Below are 21607 nucleotides of genomic sequence, written 5' to 3' on the forward strand. Positions count from 1 at the left end.
CATGACTTCAAGCCCGAGATCACCGCTTCGCCCACGCTGCAGTGTCATAGCGATATCCCATTCTCTTCCGTGGTGAACACCGAAGGCGGTCACCTTACGAAGCCAGCGGATCTATGGTATCTAATTTCTGGCCACAGGGCGGACTGACGGGCTACCGCGACTCATCTCCACAGGCGCGGAAGGGCTCGTCCCGTCACCCACTCGATCACCGTAATCCCCTGGTCCCGGTAGTACGTGCGCTTTGCTTCTTTCCTCGCCTCGTACTCTGCTCGGCCGCGCACCCCGTACACTTCGACGTACGTAGGCGCTTCGGTGTCGGTGAGAACAAAGTCCGGAAACACGGCTTGGGTGCCGTCGTAGCGGATCGGCTTGACGAGGGATCGGCGGTGCGTGCAGAGCGCGTCGGCCATCAGCACTTCGAAACTGGAGTCGGCCGGCAGGTAGAGGTGGCTGACCAGCATGGCGGCCATGTCGATCACGCGGAGATTCCCCTTGGACGTGAGTTCCACGAGGAAGAGTCCGATGCGGCGGCCCCGGACCTGTCGAAGGCTCTGGGAGAACGCCGGCCGGTAGGAGGCGCACAGTCGTTTGTGGAGCGCGGCGGTCGCGAACAGACTCCCGCGGTGATGCGCAAGCGCATACCGAACGCCGTGGTCGGTCGTGACAACATCCTTGATCTCAGCGAGGACCAGTCCTCGGTGTTGCCGTCCGCCTCGACGGGACAGGCGCGTGCGGAAGCGGGCGAAGGCGAGAGCGTTGCGGGCCGCATCAGCTTCCCGGTACGGCGGGACGACGTATGCGATGTCGTCGGCATCGGTGCCGTTGAGGGTCACGTCCACCATGGCGCGGGAGATTTCTGCGTGGCAGGTAGCCCAGGTCCGATGCGTCCAGCGGGAGTTCCAGCAGTTGAGTCGTGCTTCCTCCCAGACCCAGTGCAGCATTCCCAGCAGGCCGACGGTCCCCCGGGACTCAGCCCTGCCGCGGTGTTCGGGCGGTGCCTGGTCGGGTGCGAGGTTCAAGCACCGGGCGAGAGCGGCGTCCAGACGGAGTTGGACGCCGTCGTCAGTCTCGCGGATGGCCTCACTGCTGTAACCCGATCTTCCGCTCAACGCGTCCTCGGTCGTGTTGTACGAACAGTCACGGGAGTGGAGGGTGCCCGTGTTGGGCCAGCGGGCGAGATGGTAGAGGCCGTTCCCCCGGCTGGAGCGGATCACTAGTCGCTGCGGCGGCGTCCGGCACAGGCACCAGCCGTTGCCTTCTTCGGCCCGGGCGCGTGCGAGAAGCGGCGCGACCTCCGCCGGCCGTGACCGGACGTCGGACAGCAGCAGTTCCCGGCCGGCCAGCCGGATACGCGTGCGCCCCTGCTCACCCGAGGGTGTCGCCCTCGACGCCTCCGCTGGCATCCGCCCGTTACCGGCGGCGGGCGTGATCACTGTGCCTGGTCCGGGCGAGTGCACCGTGTGCCTGAGCTGCCTCGTCCTGTTGCCCGTCGCGGCGCGAACGAGCGCGCGGTCCCGCGTCGCCGCGCGGCGCTTCGCGCGCTGCTTGCACGGCTGCTTTCATAGCTCCGTCAAGGAGACCTTCCGGAATCTGGTCACCCCGCGCTGCCGCGTAGACGTGCAGCGCCGCAATGAACGCATCTGCGGTCACGCTGTCCTCGTACGAGCGGGCGGGCGTTTGTATCTTCTGGTCGCGGAGGGCGGCTGCGGCTTGTGCGGACCGGTCGGCCATTCGGCTCCAGATGCGGGCCTGTTTTTCGTCGGCCGGTGTCACGGCGGCTTTCGCCGCGAGATCAGCTCGTGCTCGCATACGTCCGGCCTGGGAGTCGAGCAGATCTTGTGCGCTGGTGGGCTTGGCCGCCCGCACTGTTCCGGGGGTCGTGCGTGAAGCTCCGGCCGCCGCGATCTTGGACGGTTCTCCGGAGGCCCGCGCACGTTGGCGTTTCGGCAGTGCTGCCGGCGTGTTCGTCGCCGCCACCGGACTCTCGGCTCGCGCCGGTCCTTCGGCTGCCGTCGGCTTGGCGGGTGGAGTCTTCTCCTGTCCAGCTTGCGGCTTGCCCCGAGGAGTTGGTGCGGGCAGGCTGTCCAGGATCGTGCGCGCCGTCTCGTGATTGACCAGGACCTCCCGGACACCCCCGTCGCCGGGCGGGGCGACGATGCCCACCTTTTCCATCCGTTCCAGCAGGGCAGTTGCGTCCTCGGCCGGTATGCCGAGGGTGAACGTCAGGTCCATCGGCAAGGTGACATCCGACTCGGAAACGGCGAGCGCCGCTTCGCGGAAGCGCGCGTCGGTGTCATCGGTCTTCACCGTGGTGGTGGCCGCCGCGCGAACGCCGGCTGGCGCGGGCGCTTGAGGGTCCGGCGTCGGCCGGGCCGCTTCGTAGGTGCCGAGAGGAGCGCGGGTCTCGGGCGGCAGGTGGCCGTGAGCGTGCGCGATGCCCTCCTCCGCCGCGTGGTGTACAGCCCGCAGGAGATTCCATCGGAGCCCGTCGCGTTCTCCGGTGCGTTCGAGCCGCCGCATCAGCGCACGTGCCGCGTGGGAGACGACCTCCAGGGTGCGGACCCACAGCATGCGCATGGTCCCCAGGGCCTTCCGGTCCGTCATCGCGCGGCCCACGCCCGTGCGAACCCGGGTGACGACAGTGCGGCCGAGGTTCCAGACAGAGACGGCCCGCCGCCAGACCGGGTGGTCGGCGAGCTTCCCCAGACGCTCCGCCGCAGCGCGGTACAGCCCGTTGATCGCGTCCAGGCTCGCGGTCATGAGGGTCACAGCCGAATTCTGAGCATGGCTGTCCGCACCGGCCGCGGCCTTCCCGGTGGTCAGTTGCTCGGCCAGCCACCGCCAGGCGCGCCGCAGGCCCTGCACGCCGCCGATGTCGTGGCCAGCGGGGAGGATGCCCGTGAGGCGGTCCGCCCGGGTGGCCGCCGCACGGTGGAGGCCCCACGCGGCGCGCCATCCCCGCGTGTCGCGCTGCCCCGACTTCTCCAGTCGCCGTGCCAGGGAATGCGCGATGTACGAGACGGCCCGGGCGGTGCGAGCCTGGATCGTACGGTCAAGGCCCATGAATCTGATGTCCGCAACCGTTTGGTCCACGTACGCGAGCGCCGCCGTACGGACCGAGGCGCGGAATGCGCCTGCGGCCCGGGTGATCGACCGGATGGCCGTCCACTCGGGAGTCCCCCAGTAGTAGCCGGACTCGGCGCGGGCAGTGCCTATGGCCGACTCCAGCTCCGTCGCGTCGTGCATGTCCACGGCCGGGTCTGCCGATTCATCGACGACGGGCTCCGCGTCGATACCGCGCAGGATGGCGCTAAGGGCGGTTCGCAGCTCGGCATATCCGGCGCGCAGGTGTTCCTCGCTCTCAGGACTCAGTGCTGGGGGCGTGGAAGCGCGGCCGATTTTAGCGGCGGTCCCCTTGATCGTGTTGATGACGTCCTCGAAGGCGCGGTCGAGATCGCTGTCGTGTCCGTCCGCAGAGGCGCCGCTGTCCGGAGCAAGAGTTGCCGTCGACTCCGCCATCGATTCCTCCGTGGTGTTGTCCTCGCGTTCCTCATCGGCCGGCGTTCCCGCCGCTGGCGTGTCGCGCTGCTCGCGGCGCCGGACGCCGCCGTCATCGTCTGGCTCGTACACGGCGCTGTCGTAGACGACTCCGCCGACGACCAGGTCGTCCCCGATGACGTCGCGCCAGAAGTCGAAGTCGTCGAACAGTCCATTCGCCGGAGCCGGCGCGGGCTGCCGGCCGCGTCCGGGGGATTTTTCCGGCAGGTCCGGGCCGGCACCAGGCAGTTCGGGCTGTGCCGGAGAGACCGGTCGCGTAAGGTCCGGCCGGCTGAAAGGAACAGGGGCGTGCGCGCCGGGCGCTGAAACGGCGTCGGAGGGTACGGTGGGCGGCTGTCCTACGTCGTCCGAGGGTGCAGCGGCCTTCCGGTACCTGGTCAGCAGCCATCCGCCACCGCCGGTGCTGTCCAGGAGACGCTGCAGTTCGTCGGTTGCTTCCAGCCTCCGGGTCAGGTCGCGTGCGCCAACATAGACGTCGAGCAGCACCTCGCGGTCCGTGACGGAGGCGAACGCCGCGCGCTCGCCCAGTAGTTTGCCCTCCTCGGCTATCACCGCGGCGAGTTGGCGGACCGCTCCCAGAAGCAGGCCCTGCCGGGCGCGTGCAGAGTCCAGGACGGCCAGCACTGCTGCCATCGCGATGTCGATACGGGCGGCCTCGGTTGAGTCGACCGCTCCCGTCTCCCGCCGCAGCTCCTCCGCATCGGCCAGCAGCAGGCGGCCGGTTGGTGACGCATCCCACCGGGCGTGCAGCCGGTCCAGCTCGGCAACCTCATGCAGCAACTCGGCAAGGTCCCGGTACCCGGCGGCTCGACCTTCCGGAGAAGACGGGGCGGTGAAGCGGGCCGCCGCGGCGTCTGCCGGTTTCGCCGGAGGCTGTTCCGATCTCTGACTTCCGGTGCTCGTGACCGGCGGAGCCAGCTCGGTAAGCATGACGGCGCCAACGCCGCTGCCGGGCTCCTCGACCGGCTGGAGTGCCGGGACTGACACCTGGCTGACCGGTACTGCGGCATCGTCGACGGCCGGATGCGGCACTGCGGAATCAGGTGCTTCCGTGTCCTTGGCCCGTGTGTCGTCCGGCTCGCGCGCGGCCTGGTCGAGGATCGGTTGCTGCGGCGCAACCGGCTCGTCGGGGCCGACGGACTCCGGCACGAGGGCCGCCAGCGAATCCGGAAGGGGAATTGCTTCAAGGTGCGTGTCCATGGTCCACCACTCATTCGTCCAGGTGTAATCGGTGGTGGGCCCCGCAGGCTCGATCAGCACTCCGCTGATGGCGAGTTGACCGTCGGCGTCGGCCACGGCGTCTCGGGCGAGGAAGGGCAGCCGGCGCTCCGATACGCTCGCGAAGGCGTCTCCAGCCTGCACCTCTGACACCCTGCGGACGATCACGTGCGCATCGGGCATGACAGCACGGAGCTGCCGGATACGCTCAAGAACAACCTCGGCGTCGTCGTCGGTTGCATCCAGCCCGCTGATCACGTCGCTGAAACTGATGAGGGCGCCGTCCGCGGCGACGGCACCTCTTTGGGTGTGGGCCGCGAGGACGGCCGCAAGGCCACTGCGGTGGGCGCCGAGCGCGTCCGCCACGACGCGCTCTTGAACCCGGCGCGCGTGCTCGTCCAGCTCAACCTGTGCCGCGGCAAAGAGGTGGGCCTCGCCGATCACGCGGAACCCCGTCTCGTTGCTGCGGAGACGGTTTCCGGTTCTCCACAAGAGGGACGTCAGGTCGGCTCGGCGGTCTGTGAGGGCGGGTCGCAGCCACGCCGATACCTGCGCCCAGTTCAGTTTCCCCGCGCGGACGACGGCGCCGTCCGCCGAAACGGTCAGCTCAAGTCCCGATTGATCAGCGGTCAGCTGTCCCCGCTCGGCCGTTCCTGTCGCTCCGTCAGGCAGTGGCACATCGGCGTGAAGAAGTTCGGGGCGCTTCGGGCGTTCGGAACCCGTATCGAGAATCAGGAGTCCGAACTGGCGCTCATCGATGCGGAGAATCGCCGCAGCAATATCATCGTCTGTGAGCGAACCGTCTCTGGCTTCGGGCGCTTTGACCGCAGGCAGTTCTTCCGCAGCGGTAGAGGTCTGCGTCGCGGGCCGGCCGGCATCTTCAACGGAGCGCCCGAGGAGGAGTCGAATTCTGGCCGTTTCCTCCGCGGCCGAAGGATCAAGTCCGGCCGCCTGCAAGGCTTCCAGCGCAAACCTTGGCTGAGCTTTAATTGGGCTCAGGGCGTCGCCCATGATGGGGATCTTGTCTCCATCCTTCAGCACTGCTCCACCGAGTCCGACAATCTGGTCCAGGGCGTTCCGCACGGTGGCCGCCTTCAGCTTCCGCTTGCGGGCGGCTCGTTCAGCGTTGTCGATACTCTCCATCACGAATGTGACTCCCTCGCGGAGAGGCGAGTCCGCGAATCCCCACTGAGTATCGGTCTGCTTCAACTCTTCACGAAGAGCCGAGAGACGCGACCGGTCGCCATCAGCGTCCTTGACCAGACGAACGTACCGAGACGCCTCGCGGTCGGCAATGCGGCCGATTCCCTCCTCTATCCTCTCGGCCGCCTGCGAGACGAAGTCCCGTTCGGCGTCGGGCAAGCCGTCGAGGGTGAACTGAAGATTCAGCCGGAACTGCGCCCAGGGATTGTCGTCCACCCAGATACGAGCCGCCTTGTGGCCGTGTGTCTCGACGAGATTACGATAGAGGCTGGGAATGTCGGACTTCTCGTTGCGTCTCATTGCCGCATCAGAGCGCTTCTCGATCTTCTCAACGCTCCACGGCAACGGGGCTGCGGTTTTGAGCCCCGGCCCAGGGTCGGGGCTGCCCGCCTCAGCGTCCGGCGTAGGCGACGCTGAACCTCCGGCACCGAGAGGTTCTTCCCTGTCGTCAACTTGATCGCGACGCGCTGGCGCCGCCGTCGTTCTCGACGACCCGCCGGCACCAGTCGGGCGCTCGACCTGTTCTCCGGACACGCTGTCGTCGAACAGGAGTATCTGCCTAGAACCTTCACGCTCCGATGCGGGTGCTTCCGACGTGACAACTGGAGGCCGAGTTTCACCGCCGTACACGGCATCTGGACCTGTGGTTTCAGGGTCGGCGGCGCGCAGGGCAAGGTAGGCGCGCGGTGCTGCGGCCCCGATGATTTCCCTACGGAATGGTCCACGGTAGTAACGCCACAGTGCCGGTTCGGGGGCGCCGTCCATGATGTCGTCGGCAGCTTGGTCGAAGACGATGGTGAAGTTGTCCTCGTCGTTCACCTGCGCGACCAGAGCCAGGCCCTCGACACCTTTGGCTGCTTCGACAAGCCAGTCGACGATCTCTTCTGCTGGGGGTGCGGTGTCATCGCGGACCGCGGTGAGCAGCGTGTCGATCAGGCTGCGCTGCACGGCGGGGATTGCCCACGGTGTGGCGAGCGGACCGTTCGGCAGGTGCTCCCCCAGCCAGGCCATGATCTCGTCGGACGAGATCAGCTGCTCCTGGGCGCCGGGCCTGCGGACGGGCGCGGGCACGACCTGGGAGAGCGGCAGCGGGCCCGCTTGGCCGGCGAATTCGGCGGCGGTGATGCCCCCGGCGCTGCGGCCGAGGCCGCCGCCGCCCTCCATCGTTGCCGAGATGACAAGCTGCCCGTCAGGGCCTTCGGAGAGGCCAACCGTCACGTACGGCGCCCCCGCCAGCCTCTCCGGCACCTTCGCCGGCTCGGAGGAGACCTGCCGCGGAGCATCGAGTGCTGCCGGATCGTCAGTCAGACGTGGTGCGGGCAGACTGGTCGGCTCTTGCTGTTCCGCAGCGGCCACCTGCTGCGGTCCGGCGACAGCGGCGGCGCCGCCGACTTCGGGGCCAGTATTTGTGCCGAGGGTGCGGATCCACGACAGCGAGCCGATCTCAAGGCGTGTCTTCGCGCGCGTCACCGTGACGTAGGCCAGGCGCAGTTCTCCGGGGTCGAGGACGAGTTCGCCCTCCTCGTTCTCCTCCGGTTCGGTGAAGTCGTCGGCAATCCGGACGGTGTCCCATTCCCTCCCCTTGGCTTTGTGGGCTGTCGACACGATGAGTTGCGGCCGGTTCTGCTCGCCTCGGGCGTCCTCCGGGACCAGGTTTCCGATCATGTCGATGAGGCCGTCGGCGGTGTATTTGTCGACCAGCCGGACGAAGACCTGGAGGCTCTTGTCGCGCTCGTTCTCTGCGTGTTCGCGGACCTCGTGCCAGCTCGCGAACGACGCGAGTTCGGGGTTCTTCGTTTTTCTGCCCCGCTGAAGGTCTTTCGCTGCCTTGGCGACGTCCAGGATCTGTGTGCCGCCTCCCACGAGGGCCACGCGTTTTCCGGCTTCGAATCCTGCGACCACGGCGCCGATCGCACCCACGTTGGTCCGGCTCAGGACCGCGTCCGGGTCTTCGACGGAACCTATTGTGGTGTTCAGTGCGGTGTTGCCTTCGAGCGTGAGGTCGGAGCCGAGCAAGTCGAGGAAGGCGTTGCCGAGGGCGGCGACCTCGGGGCCGAAGCGCCAGCTTTTCGTCAGCGGAAGGACCTGGTCCGCAGGCCAGTCCTTGAGAGCGTCGATGGCGCCCCGGAATTCGTAGATTGCCTGGTGCGAGTCTCCGACGACGACGGTCTGGACGGGCTGGTCCTGGATGACCTTCTGCAGGACGGGATTGATGTCCTGTGCCTCGTCGAAAACGATGAGGTCGTAGTCGAGCCTGGGCTCGGTGAGTGCCCAGAGTTTGAGGTAGTCGTCGTGCGCGAAGAGAAGGTTGTCGCTGTCGGGGTCGGCGATGTCCGACCACGCCCGAGCCACCACTTCCAGGAGGGGGCCCGCGGCCGGGGTGGATGCCCACTTGCCCCCCAGATGCTGGGTTCCTGGCTCCTTGTCGGCGCTCTCCCGGTAGCGGACGACGGCATCCTTGACGATTCGTGCCACGTCGTCGGGATCGATCTTCCCGCCTCGGTAGCGCAGGGGCTTGGTGATGGCGAGGGCCTTCGCGACGTCCTCGGGCTTGTGCCAGGCTCCGCCGTTACGGCCGACCCTTCCGATCTTGTCCTTGAAGGGTGTGTGGACCATGACGCGGCGGGCGAAGCCGTGGCTCGTGTCGGCGATGACGTGTCGAGGGAATTTCCGCTTGCCTTCGTCTGCGATGGATCGGTTGAAGGCGATGTAGGCAATCCGCTTGTCGGGCAGCCGTTTCGCCAGCATGAGCATGGTGGAGGTCTTGCCGGTGCCGGCCAGGGCCTGGACGGCGACATCCTGCCCGGCGAGGACAGCATCGATGATGGCCTGCTGTTGCGGGGTCGGTGGATATTCGACCGCCTTCGCCGCCTCGGCGGCGGTGGCCGCCGCTTCCTCAGCGTCCTTGGCGCGTAGGTAGGCGCGGATCTCCTCCACGGCTCCGTCGCGGTTCGCGAACTTTCCGAGGTAGCGCCAGCGGCCGTCCCGGAATCCGAAGTTGCGGCCCTTGCGCTTCAGGAGCTGCCGCAGCTCGCCCTCCTGGCGGAAGTAGTCGCCTCCGGTGCCAGTGACGAAGGTCCCTTCCTCGTCGGTGACGATCCGGATGCGGCTGGACCACGTCCCCTCCACCGCAGGCGGGGAGGGCTCGTCGGTGTCCTCGTTCTCTTCTGGGCGATCGGCGGGGGCACTGTCCTGTTCCTCGGCACCGTGAGCAGCGTTCTGATCTTCCGGCGGGACCCCTGCCGCCTCACCACCGTGAACTTCCGGCTCAACTGCTTGGTCCTGGTGCTCTTCCACGACAGGGACGGCCTGACCCGCGGTGGCGGGATCGGCCGAGCCCGCGGGCGGTGCAGCCTTCAGGAGCAGATTGCGCGGCACGTCCCACTCGTCGCCCGATTCGGGATCCGCCGTATCGTCGTCCCCGACCTCGGCCAGCACCAGGGTGATGAGTCCGGACGACGCGTTCTCGCCGACGTCGACGACCTCGCGGATCCAGTAAGCGTCGTCGGCCTCGAACCACACCCGATTGCCTGGGCCCAGGTCGTCGACGTAGACCTGGCCGTCCGGTGCCCGGTCGCGCTGGCGTCGGGCGATCAGATGCCACACCAGTTGGGCGTGTGACCGGCTGAGTCCGGCTTCGGTATCGAATGCGGCGCGGGCCGCCAGCACGAGGCGGTCCAGCTCGCGGTGGTGAACATCCCAGGCGCCGGGCGGGCGCGGGTCGTCCCAGGGGACGGGCCGGCCGTCATCGTCGCGCACAGCTGCCAGGCGCTCGGCGAAGGCCGCGGCCTCCTCCGGCGAGGAGAAGCCCGCCATCGGCACCAGCGCCGTATCGAAGCCTTGGCCGGTCAGATACGTGTAGTGGTCGACGCGTCCCATGTCGCCTGCGCTTCCGGCTGCGAGCAGGGACCAGCTCCCGCCCTCGGGCACCAGTGCGAAATTCCCGTTCCCGACCAGAGCGAAGCCCGGCCGGTCAGCGAGGCGGCCGACCTCCCGCCGCGACGTAGTTGACAGGTGCCGCATGGGAGCGGCTTTGAAGTGCGTACGCAGTTGTCCGGTGGTGGTGAAGCTGCGCGATGTGGATTCCGAAGCGGCGCCGTCGTCGGCTGGCCGCTCAGGCGCCGGTCCGGTCGTATCGTCCTCACGATCGTCCGCATCGAGCCTGCTGTACTTCTCCACGCCGTCGCCGGAGTCCAGCGCGACGCTCTCAGGGGAGGCGGCCTGCTCAAGGCGCTCGTCGTTCGTACGCTTCAGGGCCTCCGCTGCGACGTGTGCCGGCGGAGACGAGCCGTCGGGGCCTGTCAAATCCGAGGAACGCGACCCGACACGGGTTGCCTCGGTCGTCCTGACCGGCACCGGATCTTTGTCATCGCTGCCCACGACGGCGGCCGGCCCGCCGGGGGTGATCACCTCCTCCGCGGACTCGGCGCCGCTTCCGGCCCGGGGTGCGGGCGTCTGCGACGCCGGGTCGGCCGCACCCTCAGGGACGGCTGTGCCGTCGGCCCCGGAATCCCGGCCAGTCGCGAGGAGCGCGTCGACGCTCAGAGCGGACCGCGCGGCGCGGGGCTCCAAGGCGGTCAGTTGCTCGACTGTCGCCCAGGAGATCGGTGACGACAGCGGCAGCACCTGGGTATCCATCGCAAGGAGGTCCGCGGGCAGGAACCTTGCGTCCAGACTGCTCGCCAGCCGGGAGCCCCGTGGGGTGATCTGGGCGCCGTGCACGATGGGGTCCTCGCCGAAGTCGTCCGTCTCAATGTGGGTCAGCAGGAGCAGCACGCCACGGACCTCGGCGTCCCGGAGTCTGAGGGTCGTGACGAGCGCAAGGCGAGCGGACTGCTCGCGCCGCTGGCCCGCGTGCTTCGGTAGGACGTCAAGGGCTTCCTGCGTCAGGAGCGAAAGCTGCCGGTCGTCACCGTGACTTCCCAATCGGACCGATTCGTCAGCAGGCGGCGGCGTTCGCCGCTCCGGGCCGACGTCGTGTGGTTCGGCCTGGGTGACATCTGTATCTGCTACCGCCAAAGGCGCATCGGCCATGTGGCCGGCGGCTGCTTCGTTTTCGATCCTGCGGCGTTCGGCGTCGGCCGCCGTTTCGACGGCGATACGCTCGGTAAGCGAAAGCCGCACCATGTGGTGTTCGGTTTCGGCGAGCAGCCGGGCAGCGAGCGCTCGGGCCGCCTCCGGCGGGGCTGCGGTCTGCATGCTTCGTTCGAGGGCCCCGCTCGCGATGAGTGCCTGACGGTACAGGTCCAGAGCCGCGGTCAGGGGCTGCTCACCCTCGACGGCGGCCCGGCCGGCTTGCCTCGCTTGCTCCCACCATTCGGTGAAGTGGTACCGGAGGGTATAGCGGTCGTCGTCGGTGCCGGTCAGCAGTCGCGAGTCCGGCGGAACCGCGACGATTTCACGTGGGTGCATTCGGGTGTCCGGTGCGGCCCGGTAATATCCATCGCCCCAGTCCCGCGGTCCGGTGACCATCAGCGTCCGGTACGACGGGCGCCTGGACTCCAGCCGCCGCTTGAAGCCGATCCGGACGACATCGCCGGGCTTGAGGTCGGCCAGCTCGTTCACGTACGGGACGAATCCGTCGGGCACCTCGACTCGGGCTGGACCGCGGAACCACTCCTCGGGACCGGCCGATGGCGGGCCGGGGATTCCATCCGGCTGGGGTATCGGGGGAAGCGCGTCGGTCACCCGCCGACGCAGCTCGTCCAGCCGCTCGATCACCTCCAGCATCTGGTCGCCGGTGTAGGGGCCAGCCAGGAGAGCGTCGGCGTCGTGGATGGTCGGCGCCTGTGCCGTCGCGGGCTCCGCCGTGGCGTCGTGCGCGAGAATGTCAGTGGTAGCGTCCTGCTGCGGCGCCGCCGGGTCCGTCGTCCCCTCCGGATCAGGCGCGACCAGCACATCCCATGCCCCCGCCTGGGCGGTGGCGGCGGTGCGCGAGGCAAGAAGCGTGGCGTACTGGGTGAGCGCGCGCAGATGGCGAAGCGCGACGGGGGCACGGAAGCGCTCCTCCTCCAGATGCCGGCCAAGGACGGTCAGTGCGCGGGCCAAGGTGGCCGACCGCTCGACGACATCCTCTGCGGCAAGACGGAAGGGGCTCAGGGCGCTTCCGACCGGCCCCTGTCGAAGGGCCTCCAGTGCCACGTGGACCGCCTCGCCGTCCGGCCGGGCGCCGGTGCCGCGTCCTATCATCCGTTTTCCAGCTGCTGTCTCCCTGGACTCGAAGTAGGCGCCATACAGTGCCGAGACGTCCGCTTCCGCCTCGGCCAGAGAGGTGTACGCGGCTCCCGTGGGAATGACGATGTCGTCGTCGGCATGGTCGCCTGCCGGGGCGGGCTCGTGCAGCATCTCGTAGCGCCGGCCGAGCTGCTGCAGTTCCTCCACAAGGTTGCGGACGTGGGTGTCCCGATTAGCCTTCACCATGCGGCGCGGCAGGTACCAAAACTCCTTCTCCTTGGACTCCTTGAACCCGGTGCGTGCAAGTGCCGTCCGGACGTCCCGGTTTTCCGGCCCTGCGGCCGCACCTCGGACGACCGACCCGCGGTAGTGGTGCTCGATCTCCAGCGTCCCGGACGGAGTCACGGCACCGTGGGTAAGGACGGCAGGGGCGCCGCCCTCGGACGGTGCGTGGCTACGGAGCTGTTCCTGGCGCGCGGCCAATTCGGCGTGGACGACCAACGCCGTGTCCGGTTCTGCGGCAGCCGCTCGTATCCCGGCAGCGTGCTCGTGGGCAAGTTTCACCAGCCGGGACAGGATGCGCTCGTCGTCGCTTTGCTGGTAGCCGCCTTCTCGCATGTTCAGCACGAGCGCGTACGTGGTGTGCGCGAGCTTGGCGGTGCGGCGGGCGGCGTCATCGAGCGTTCCGTCGGCCAGCCGGGCCCACTCGGCCGCGTAGTGTGCCTGGCGGATCTCCTCATGTGCCGCACGCTCCGCGGGCAACGAGGTGTCCGTCGAGGGACGGTTGGCCCGCTCCACGAGGTCACGGGCGGTAGCCGTCTCCGTCCAGTCCTTCCAGGCATCCGCCAGGCGGGCGGCGCCCTCGGCGGCCGAGCGGTCCGGCCCGTACGGGGGTGTGTTGGCCGCGGCGAGCTGGTGGGCGGCGAGGCCCTGGTAGTGCTGATAGGCGCGCTGCGCGACATCGCGCAGCACGCTGCGGCTCACACCCTGCTCGGCCTCCTCCGATGCACCCAGCGCGTACGAGGCGATGTTCAGCCAGTCGGTCAGGGCCGTGCCGGAGTCCGCGTCGGGAGCTTCGCGGATCTGCCACATCGCGGCCCGCAGCTTGTCGCTGGCTTCTGCGCCCTCGCTGGTGTAGAGGGCGGGCCACTGGTCGTACGTGCGGTTGACGATGCCGCGGGCGAAGCTCAGTTCTGCGCTGCTCGCGTAGGGGGTCGGCCGCTCTTTCAGCGGGTCGTTGCGCCGGATCACTTCAAAGGAGTCCGGGTCCAGGGCCGCGGCGTCCAGCAGGAGGTCGAACAGGTCGCGGCCGGCTGCGTGCATCCGGCCCAGGTGTCGTTCGGTGCGCTGGGCCAGGCGCACGGCCTGCTGAGCGAGCCTGCCCGTACTGCTGTCGGCAAGCCGGGTGGCCGCTTCGGCGAGCTGTTCGTACTGGCCGAAGGCGTCGGCGGGTTGGACCTGCTGGGTACCGGTCGCGGCGGCTCCTGCCCGGACGACCTCGTCCACCAGGTTGGCGACCGGTGAAGCCGAGCCCGTGCGGGCCTGGGCGGCGGCCTCCACCTGGGCGAGGGACTCCGCGATGAACTGACGCGCCACCACCAGGTCACCGGGGGCGGAGTAGCCGCCCAGGAAGACGGCCAGGTTGCGCGCCCGCGGATTCACGGAGCCGCCCTGCGGCGTCTCCTCCCCGGGAGCGGTCTCGGTCTCAGCGGCTGTCTCCGGGGTGTTCTTCCGGCTCGGCGGGGTCGCGGACCCTTCGACGGCAGGCGCGGGCGATGCAGGGGCGATGTCGAAACGGTTTCCCTCCGGGGTGGACAGGGTCCACCCCCGGTCGGTCTCCTCGATCACGGTGCCGTCGGCGATCAACTGGGCGATACCCGCGGCAAGATCGATGCCGCTACGCGGCACGCTGCGGACGCCTGCCGGGCCGGTGACCGTGTAGGCGGTCGTCATGGACAGACCGGCGATGAATTCCTCGGCCTCCTCGTCGAGAAGGTCGATCGGTTCGTCACTGCGGAACCACTGCTGGAACGCTTCACCCGCCGGGTCCTCAATGGTGGCGCGGTACCGAGCCGCATGGTCGCGGATTGCGGCGGCCATCGCCATGGCATCGCTGACCTGGCCGGTTGCCCGTCGCTCACGGTCCCACTGCTCGGCCACGACGCGGGCCCTGCGGGCAAAGGTGTCGGCCAGTTCCCAGGGCACGACGTGATCCAGACCCAGCAGCCGGCTCTGCCGCGCCTGGACGCTCTCGGCGATCATCGCCTCGGCTGTCTGGACGAGCGCCTGCTCCTGATCGATCCCGTCCGCCAGGCGGGCACCGGAGCCCGAGGCAAACAGCACGTACGCGGTCAGGGCAGCGTGTTCGCCCACCCAGTAGTCGGCGCGGTCCTCGTACGGCTCCGCTCCTGCGCTCAGGTCCGCGACGGCGAGCAGTGGCGCTTTGTCCGGGCGGGCATCGACCTCGGCTGCTGTCATCGGCGCAGCCGCAGGGGTTTCGAGTTGGTGGGCCGCCCATGAGGCAAGCGCGCTGGCCACAAAGTCCTGGACACTGTTGCCGAGCAGGCGCACGGCCAAGATGTCGAGCTTCTCGCTCTCGGGCGTTTCCTGCTCGTCGTACCGGTCGGCTAGGTTTCGCGACTGCGCTACTACGTTGCCGTAGCGGCGTGTCCATTCGTTCTGGTCCTCACCCCGGTAGCGCAGGGCGTGGAGGTAGGCGTCATGGAGTGCGTTGATCGCGTTGGTTCTTGGGCCGTTCGGTTCGGGATCCTCGTCGAAGGGTCCGAAATCCCCCTCCCCCGTGTCGTTGAGGTATTCCTGAACGATCTCCAATTGCGCCCACTCGCGGAACGCTGTCTGTGCGGCCTCAAATTTTGCAGCCAAAGCCTGCGGCTCGGCGACTTCGCCCGGGATAGTCGTGAAGTCCGGCAGTTCCTCGTCGGGGAGCATCACCACCGGGCGCCGGCCGGAAGGCAGAGGCACAGAGGTGCCGTCTTCTCCTGCTGCATCAGGGGGGACGCCGGTCGTGGTTCCATACCACTGGCCGCCTTGGATAACGATGGCAGTGCCGCCGAATTCGGCAGCCCTCACCTGGGCGTCGTGTATAGCCATGTCGGCCGCAGACATCTCCCGGGCCTTAGACGGGGGCTCTGTGCCCGGCTCGTCGGCGTGGTGGGCGCCGGCCTGGCCGGAGATCTCGGCGTCGAGTTGCATCTGCTCGGCTCGGGCCCTGGTGAGCTTGTCCATCTTGGCGAACGGTGAGCCGACCAGGCTGCGGGCGCGATCGATCTCCTGGGCGAGTTGGTCGACTGTGCCGAGGAGGAGCGTGTGGAGTCCGTCGAGACGTTCGACTTGGTTCTCCATGCGGGTGACCAGGCCCAGCGGTGTCCTGTCCTCGTTGAGCAGGGCGTCCACGTCGTCGATGGTGAAGCCGGCCTGAGAGATGTCGTTCAAGCCGGTAATCGAGAAGTGTGCGAAGTCGTGGGTGGTGTTGATCCGGACCTGGAACGGCTGGCCGCCGAGCGTCCCGACCTGTTCCCAGCCGCTGACACCGTCGCGCAGCCCCATCCGGCGGTGAATCAGTGCCAGTTTGGTGCGCAGCGCGGCTGCGGCGTCCTGGCGTTTGGTCACCACGGTGCCGTCGGGCAACACCAGGCGGAAGGCGTCGGCCTTGGTCTCGGTGCTGGCCCCAAGGGCGCGTCCGACGCTGTCTGCCTGTCGCTGTGCTGCCGACAGGGTCTCGTCGGCGGTCGCCACCACGTGCTGGAGGTGATCCTCGGTGCGCTTCCAGTTGCTGTAGGCCGCCTCCAGCGTCCGGACCTGCTCGTCGGCCGCGAGTTTCTTCAGCAGCAGGGGGTTGCCGGTGGCGATGGCCTTGATCTCACCGAATTCGAGATAGTCCTTGCCGAGGTCCCCGTCGAGCGCGGCGTCCTGCTCGTCCAGTTCCCGGCCGGTCCTGACCTGGTCGATGAAGCGCGCTTTGCGCTCGACCGTCTGCCACATGAAGCTGTCGAATGATCCGGCTTTCACCCAGCGATAGATCCGGACCGGTATGTCCAGTTCGTAGTGCTGGTTGTACTGGCGGACGATCCGGCCCTCGCGCTGGGTGACGTCGGAAGGCCGCCAGGGGCAGTCGATGTGATGCAGGGCGATGGCGCGGTCCTGCACGTTGACACCGACGCCCATGGTCTCGGTCGAGCCGATCAGGACCGCGACCTTGCCCAGCCGGGCGTCGGCGAACAGGGTGGCCTTCTCCTCCGCGGTCTTCGCGTCCTGGGCGAAGCGGACCTGGTCCACGGGGATTCCCCGCAGGAACAGCTCGTCGCGCAGGTACTCGTACGCCACGAATTTGCCGAGCTTGCGATTGCTGTCGGAGGGAGTGCCGCGGTCGGCGAAGACGAGCTGGAGGGCGCCGGGAAGGTCAGTGGGGTTGCCGTCCCGGTCGGTGTACGCACGGTCCTTGAACTCGTGGTAGATCGCTGCGATCTTCTCGGCGGCGGCGTCGAGCTTGCCGGGCCCGTCGGGATCCCTGTCGATCATCCGCAGGTCCATGGCTGCCATACGGCCGTCGTTACTGATCTTGAGAAGGTTGTCCTCGGAGGCGTCGACTCTGCCGCCGCGCACAAGGTCGGCCCGCCACGCGATCTCCTCCATGAACGCGCGGTCCTCGCCCGTAGCCGGAACTACTACGGTTTCGCCCACGCTCTTTGGGACCGGCATGTTGATGTCGCGCTTGGTTTTGACGTCTGCCATCGTCCGCCATGTCTGGCTGAACTGGAGCGAATTTCGGAACGCACCGATGCGTTCCTTGATGCGCGGGACGCCTTCGGGAGATATCTCCGGCGCGACGACCTCGGTGAGGTACTGCGCCTGGAAGGAAGAGAATGCCGAGATCTCGCTCGCCGCGAGGAGATCGGGGCGGAAGAAATCGAGCATCACATACGCCTGCGGCATGGCGTTGGGGAAGGGTGTTCCGGTCGAGCCGAGTCCGACCTTCGGCCCGAACGCCTTTTCCATGGTGCGGAGCTTGATCTTCAGGTCCTTCGACTGCGTGCTGACAGGAAGGGCGAGTTCACTGTTGTTGGCGCCGACCTCGCCGTTGGCGAAGTCCTGGACCTCGTCGACCGCGATGAAGTCGATGCCGGTCTGTTCCCACGAGATCCCGCGGGTGGTCTGCTTGACCAGGTTTTTCTCGGCGCGTTGCGTGTGCCGCTTGAGATCGCCTTGCAGCTTCTTGACGGTCTCGCGATCGGGCGCTTTGCTGCTCCGGGCGGCGACGGTGCTCACCGCGGCCGTGACCTCCAGGGCGTCGGCGATCAAGGGGTCACCGCCGGGATTCATCGCAGCGGACTGTGCGTCGTCGCTGCCGGTCAGTATTTTGTGTACGCGGGCCCGGTATTCGGCCGTCTGGTCGGCGACAAATTGCTGCTGACCCCGCCCGGACAGCGGAATCCGTTTGAACAGGCTCTGCGGGAGGATGATCGCGTCCCAGTCGCCGTTGGCGATCTGGGCGACGTAGGATGCGGCGGTCTCTTTGGTGAACTCACTGCTGTCGATGGCCAGGACCCGGGCGCCGGGATATGCCTTCAGGAAATCATTCCTGAAGTCGTTGACGGTGGGGTTCTTCACCACGATGCAGGGTTTGCGGACCATGCCCAGGCGCTTCATCTCCATCAGTGACATCGCGATGGTGAGGGTTTTCCCGAATCCCACCTCGTAGTCCAGAAAGCTCCCGTGGGGCTCGGCCAGGACGCGTGCGACGCCGGCGCGCTGGTGCGGGCGCGGGGTGATCGCATCGGACAGACCGGGGAACGTGAGGTGTGCCCCGTCTCCCTGGTAGGGGACAAAACTGTTGAACAGGCGGTTGTAGTCGTGCAGTACGGCCGTCGTTCGGTCGGGGTCCTGCCAGAGCCAGTCCGCGAACAGCCTGTTCAGCTCGTCGGCCTTCGCGACGGTCTGCTCGGTCTGCTCGGCCGCCCACCGCTTGCCGTTCTGGATGTCCTGCTGGGAGGCGTCCTCGTCCAGTTTGGGCGGGTGGACGACGAGGGAGGCCCGTCGCAGGAGCCGTTGGGCGAGGTCGACCGCGTTGCGCTTGGTCGTGCCGTAGACCTTGGTAGCGGCGCGGCCCGTACGGACGGAGGAGGGAGCGTCGACCTCCCAGTCGGCGCCCGAGGTGCGGGTGACGGTGACGTAGCGGCTCTGGAGCAGTTGCTGGAGGAATGCCTCGTAATACTTCGGGGCGACCCAGGTGACGCCGATCTGGATGACGTCTATGTCCCCGGGCTGCTTGTCCGGCGGCAGAACCCCGCGAAGGGCTGCGATGTTGGCCTGGAAAGGGTGAGTGTCGCGGCCCTCCGGGGACACGAACGCCAGGATCTTCTCCGCGGCCTCGATCTTGGCCCTCACGTTGCCGCTGAGGTATTCGGCGGCGGGGATCAGCCGCTGGCTGCCCGGCTCGTTGAAGACCATGTCGCCGAGCGCGTCGCGTGCCTCGTCGAGCGAGTCGACGTCCAGAAGCCGTGCGATCTCGCTCAGCCGTACTTCGCCGTAGGTGTTGAGGCTGATGGCCAGAGCGTCCTGCGGGGTGTCGGCTGTGGTCTGCGCGGTCTGGGGCGGGGTGACCGGGCGGGTGAAGATGGCGCTGCGCCGCGCCGTTTGGGTGTCGGTGTCGTAGATCTCCAGCGCGTACACGCCGGCTGCGAACGGGTCGCTCCGGAACGCGCCGTGGGCCGAGCGCCGGTCCCGGCGGCTGTCGCGTGCGTTGAGGAAGCCGTACTGGCCGGTGTGGGCACCGTAGAACTGGTTGAGTTTTTGGCGCAGGGTGGTCGCCTGGTCCGTGTCGCCGCTGGACTCGGCGCTGAGAAGGTCGATGTAGGTGTCGCGCAGCCGCAGGAGCGAGGAGAGTTCCTGTGTGGCGTTCCTGAACACCGGCCGTTCGGCGAGTTCACCGCCGACGACCTGAAGAAACGTTCCGTTGTGCTGGTCGAGGATGGTGCCCTCGTAGCGCTGGAGGTCTTGGCCGAACATCTCCTGTGCCTGGCGCATCCGCTCCGCGCGCTGGTCGACCGCCGCACGCTGGACGGCGTCCGGGGAGGCGCTCATGGTCAGGCCCTCCTCACGGGCCTGCCGCGTGATCGTCGTCAGGACGTCCGACAGTTCGGTGGCCAGATCGCTTCCGGGCCGGCGGCGGACGGTGATGTCCTGGTCGGTGAATTGACTGCTGGTGACGCCGAGGGAGCCGAGGATCCTATCCGGGTGCTTGGCGAAGTAGCTGTTGACCAGGACGTTGGTGTCCGGGCTGATCTGGACACTCGCCAGGCCCACCCATTCGGGGGGTGTGGCGGGCATCGCACCCTCGCGCCTGCGCAGGATGACCAGGTCGGTGACGGCGTCGGTTCCGGCCACGCGGCGGTGGGCGCCCGCCGGGAGCCGCACGGCGCCGACCAGTTCTGCGCGGTCGGCGATCTCCAGCCGGGCCGTCTTGCCCATCGCGTCGAGGGTGTAGCGGCTGGTCAGAAGAGCGACGAGGCCGCCGGGCCGGACCAACTCCAGGCTCTTGACGATGAAGTGATTGTGGGTGGCCAGCCGCAGGGGGTTGTGGACCGGGTCGTGCAGGGCGATCTCGTCGAACGGAACGTTCCCGAGTGCGGCGTCGAAATAGCCCTCGGGCAGGCGGGTGTCGACGAAGGACTCCGCCCGGATGGTCGCGTCCGGATACAGGGCGGCGGAGATCTCCGCGGTGGTCGGATCGAGTTCGACGCCGGTCATCTGGGCTGCATCCGGTGCGAGGGCGAGGAAGTTCCCGGAGCCGCTTCCCGGTTCCAGCACCCGCCCGTCGGTGAAGCCCAGATCCTGGAGGGCCTGCCAGACGGGTTGGACGAGGTCGGGGTCGGTGAAGTGGGCGTTGCGTGTGGTGGCCTCGGCGGCGTGCCACTCGGTCTCCGTGAGCAGGGATCGCAGCTCGGCGCGCAGGCCGGCCAGGTCGCGCTTGCGCGGATCGAAGATCTGCGGCACGGCGCCCCACGAACTCCAGCGGGCAAGAACCGCTTGTTCGTCCGCGGTGGCGGGGCGCTGCTCCCCGCGGAGCACATGCAGTGTGCGGATTGCGGCGATGTTCGCCCGTATCCGTCCGAGCGGGCCCGAGGGGGGAAGGTTTGTCTGCCCATGGGGGCGGTAGCGGACTGCTTCACCGGGCTGCGGCCGGTGGGGGCGCTGCCGCTCGACCACCATGTCGAAGGTGATGGGGTAGGGCTCGTCGTCCGCGTCGGGGTCCTGCACCAGGATCTCGGCAGTGTCGGTACCGGTGACCGTGATCACGACGGCTTCGACCAGCTCTTCCGGATCGGGTCCGTGGTGCGGGCTGTCGCCCAGGTGCCAGACCAGATCACCATCGTTGAGATCTTCGAGGTGCTGGGGCCGGTCGACGGCGGGGGCGCTGTCCTCGTCGTCCGGCGTCAGAGCGGAGGGGGTCGGGGTACTGACGCTGCTGGCTGGGGGGACGGCCGGGCGGCTGGTGATCCGGGAGACGATGTCCTGTTCCGCGGTAATGGTCTCGGGGCTCGGCTCGCCGTCTGCCGCGGGTAGTTCGCCCCGCTCCTGTGCCTCCCACAGCGCGTCGAACGCGTCTTCGGCCCAGCTCTGGTGCGCAAGCACCCGCGGGGAGGCGACTTCGTGGACGCCGCCGTTGTCACTGACCCTGAGCAGGAGGAACTTGCCTGCCTCGGCCGGATCCGCGTCGGGGCTGTCGATGTCGACGGTGTAGAGGCGGTACTGCCAGGGTCCGGCGTCCGGGCTGGTAGAGGCGCGGAAGGCGATCGTGCCGGAGGCTGCTTGGGATTCGAGGTCGGACAGGTGGCGGGGCGTTTGGTACATGGTGGTCCTCCACCATTGGTGCGGTGTCGGTGCTGGGCGGGGACGCGAGTCCCTACAGGTGGCGCCCGCGGGCGCGCAGGTCGTCCACAGACGTGCCGAGGAGCGCCAGGAAGCTGGGCGTCATGTAGTCCAGGAGGTGGCGCAGTTCGGCGTCGTCGAGGTCGTCGAGTGCGGTGGTGCCGTCGATCAGCGCGTCGGCGGTCGCGGCCAGCCATTCGGTGCGGGCGGCGACGCGCTGCATGCGCGCCTCGAACTGCTCGTCGCTCTCCAGGCCGTCCTCGTCATCGACGCCCATGCCGGGCTCGGGCTCCAGACGGACCAACTCGGCGAGGACCTCGTGCTCGGCCTGTGCCTTGAGCAAGCCCAGGCGTCCCACCCGCTGCTCGTGGGTCTCCTCTGCCGGCGGCGTGTCTTTGATGACGAGTTGATCCCACAGGTCGCCGGCCTGCTGTTCGACCTGCTCGCCGAGCGCGGTGAAGAAGGCCGCGGGGTCGGGAAGCGCGGCGTAGCGCTGGGGCAGCCACCTCTTCCAGTAGGCGCGGGCTTCGAGTCCGTACCGGTTGATGGACATGGGTGTTCTCCT

The 21607-nt window shown here is 68.2% G+C and carries 3 protein-coding genes; all 3 read right to left on the reverse strand.

The genetic code is table 11. The features are described 5' to 3' along the window. Positions 1 to 161: 161 nt before the first annotated feature. The 3 genes from BM076_RS31720 to BM076_RS31730 are packed head-to-tail and all read right to left on the reverse strand — an operon-like array spanning position 162 to position 21595. Positions 162 to 1433: a DUF1173 family protein gene (locus BM076_RS31720; RefSeq protein WP_093717206.1), complete on the reverse strand. Its 1272-nt coding sequence runs from the start codon at positions 1431 to 1433 to the stop codon at positions 162 to 164. Next, the gene (locus tag BM076_RS31725; RefSeq protein WP_093717207.1) at positions 1411 to 21024 is read right to left on the reverse strand and encodes a UvrD-helicase domain-containing protein; all 19614 of its coding nucleotides are present in this window, start codon (positions 21022 to 21024) and stop codon (positions 1411 to 1413) included. The genes BM076_RS31720 and BM076_RS31725 overlap by 23 nt, the downstream gene beginning before the upstream one ends. 52 nt (positions 21025 to 21076) lie before the next feature. Next, positions 21077 to 21595, reverse strand: coding sequence for a hypothetical protein (locus BM076_RS31730; RefSeq protein ID WP_177246703.1), 519 nt, complete (start codon positions 21593 to 21595; stop codon positions 21077 to 21079). Between the last annotated feature and the right edge of the window lie 12 nt (positions 21596 to 21607).

This window comes from Actinacidiphila alni (assembly GCF_900112845.1).
GTDB lineage: Bacteria > Actinomycetota > Actinomycetes > Streptomycetales > Streptomycetaceae > Actinacidiphila > Actinacidiphila alni.

What these genes read in the sequence shown, in the direction of transcription:
- BM076_RS31725 (WP_093717207.1), bottom strand. Translation starts at nt 21,024, where the DNA reads ATGTACCAAACGCCCCGCCACCTGTCCGACCTCGAATCCCAAGCAGCC.
- BM076_RS31730 (WP_177246703.1), bottom strand. Translation starts at nt 21,595, where the DNA reads ATGTCCATCAACCGGTACGGACTCGAAGCCCGCGCCTACTGGAAGAGG.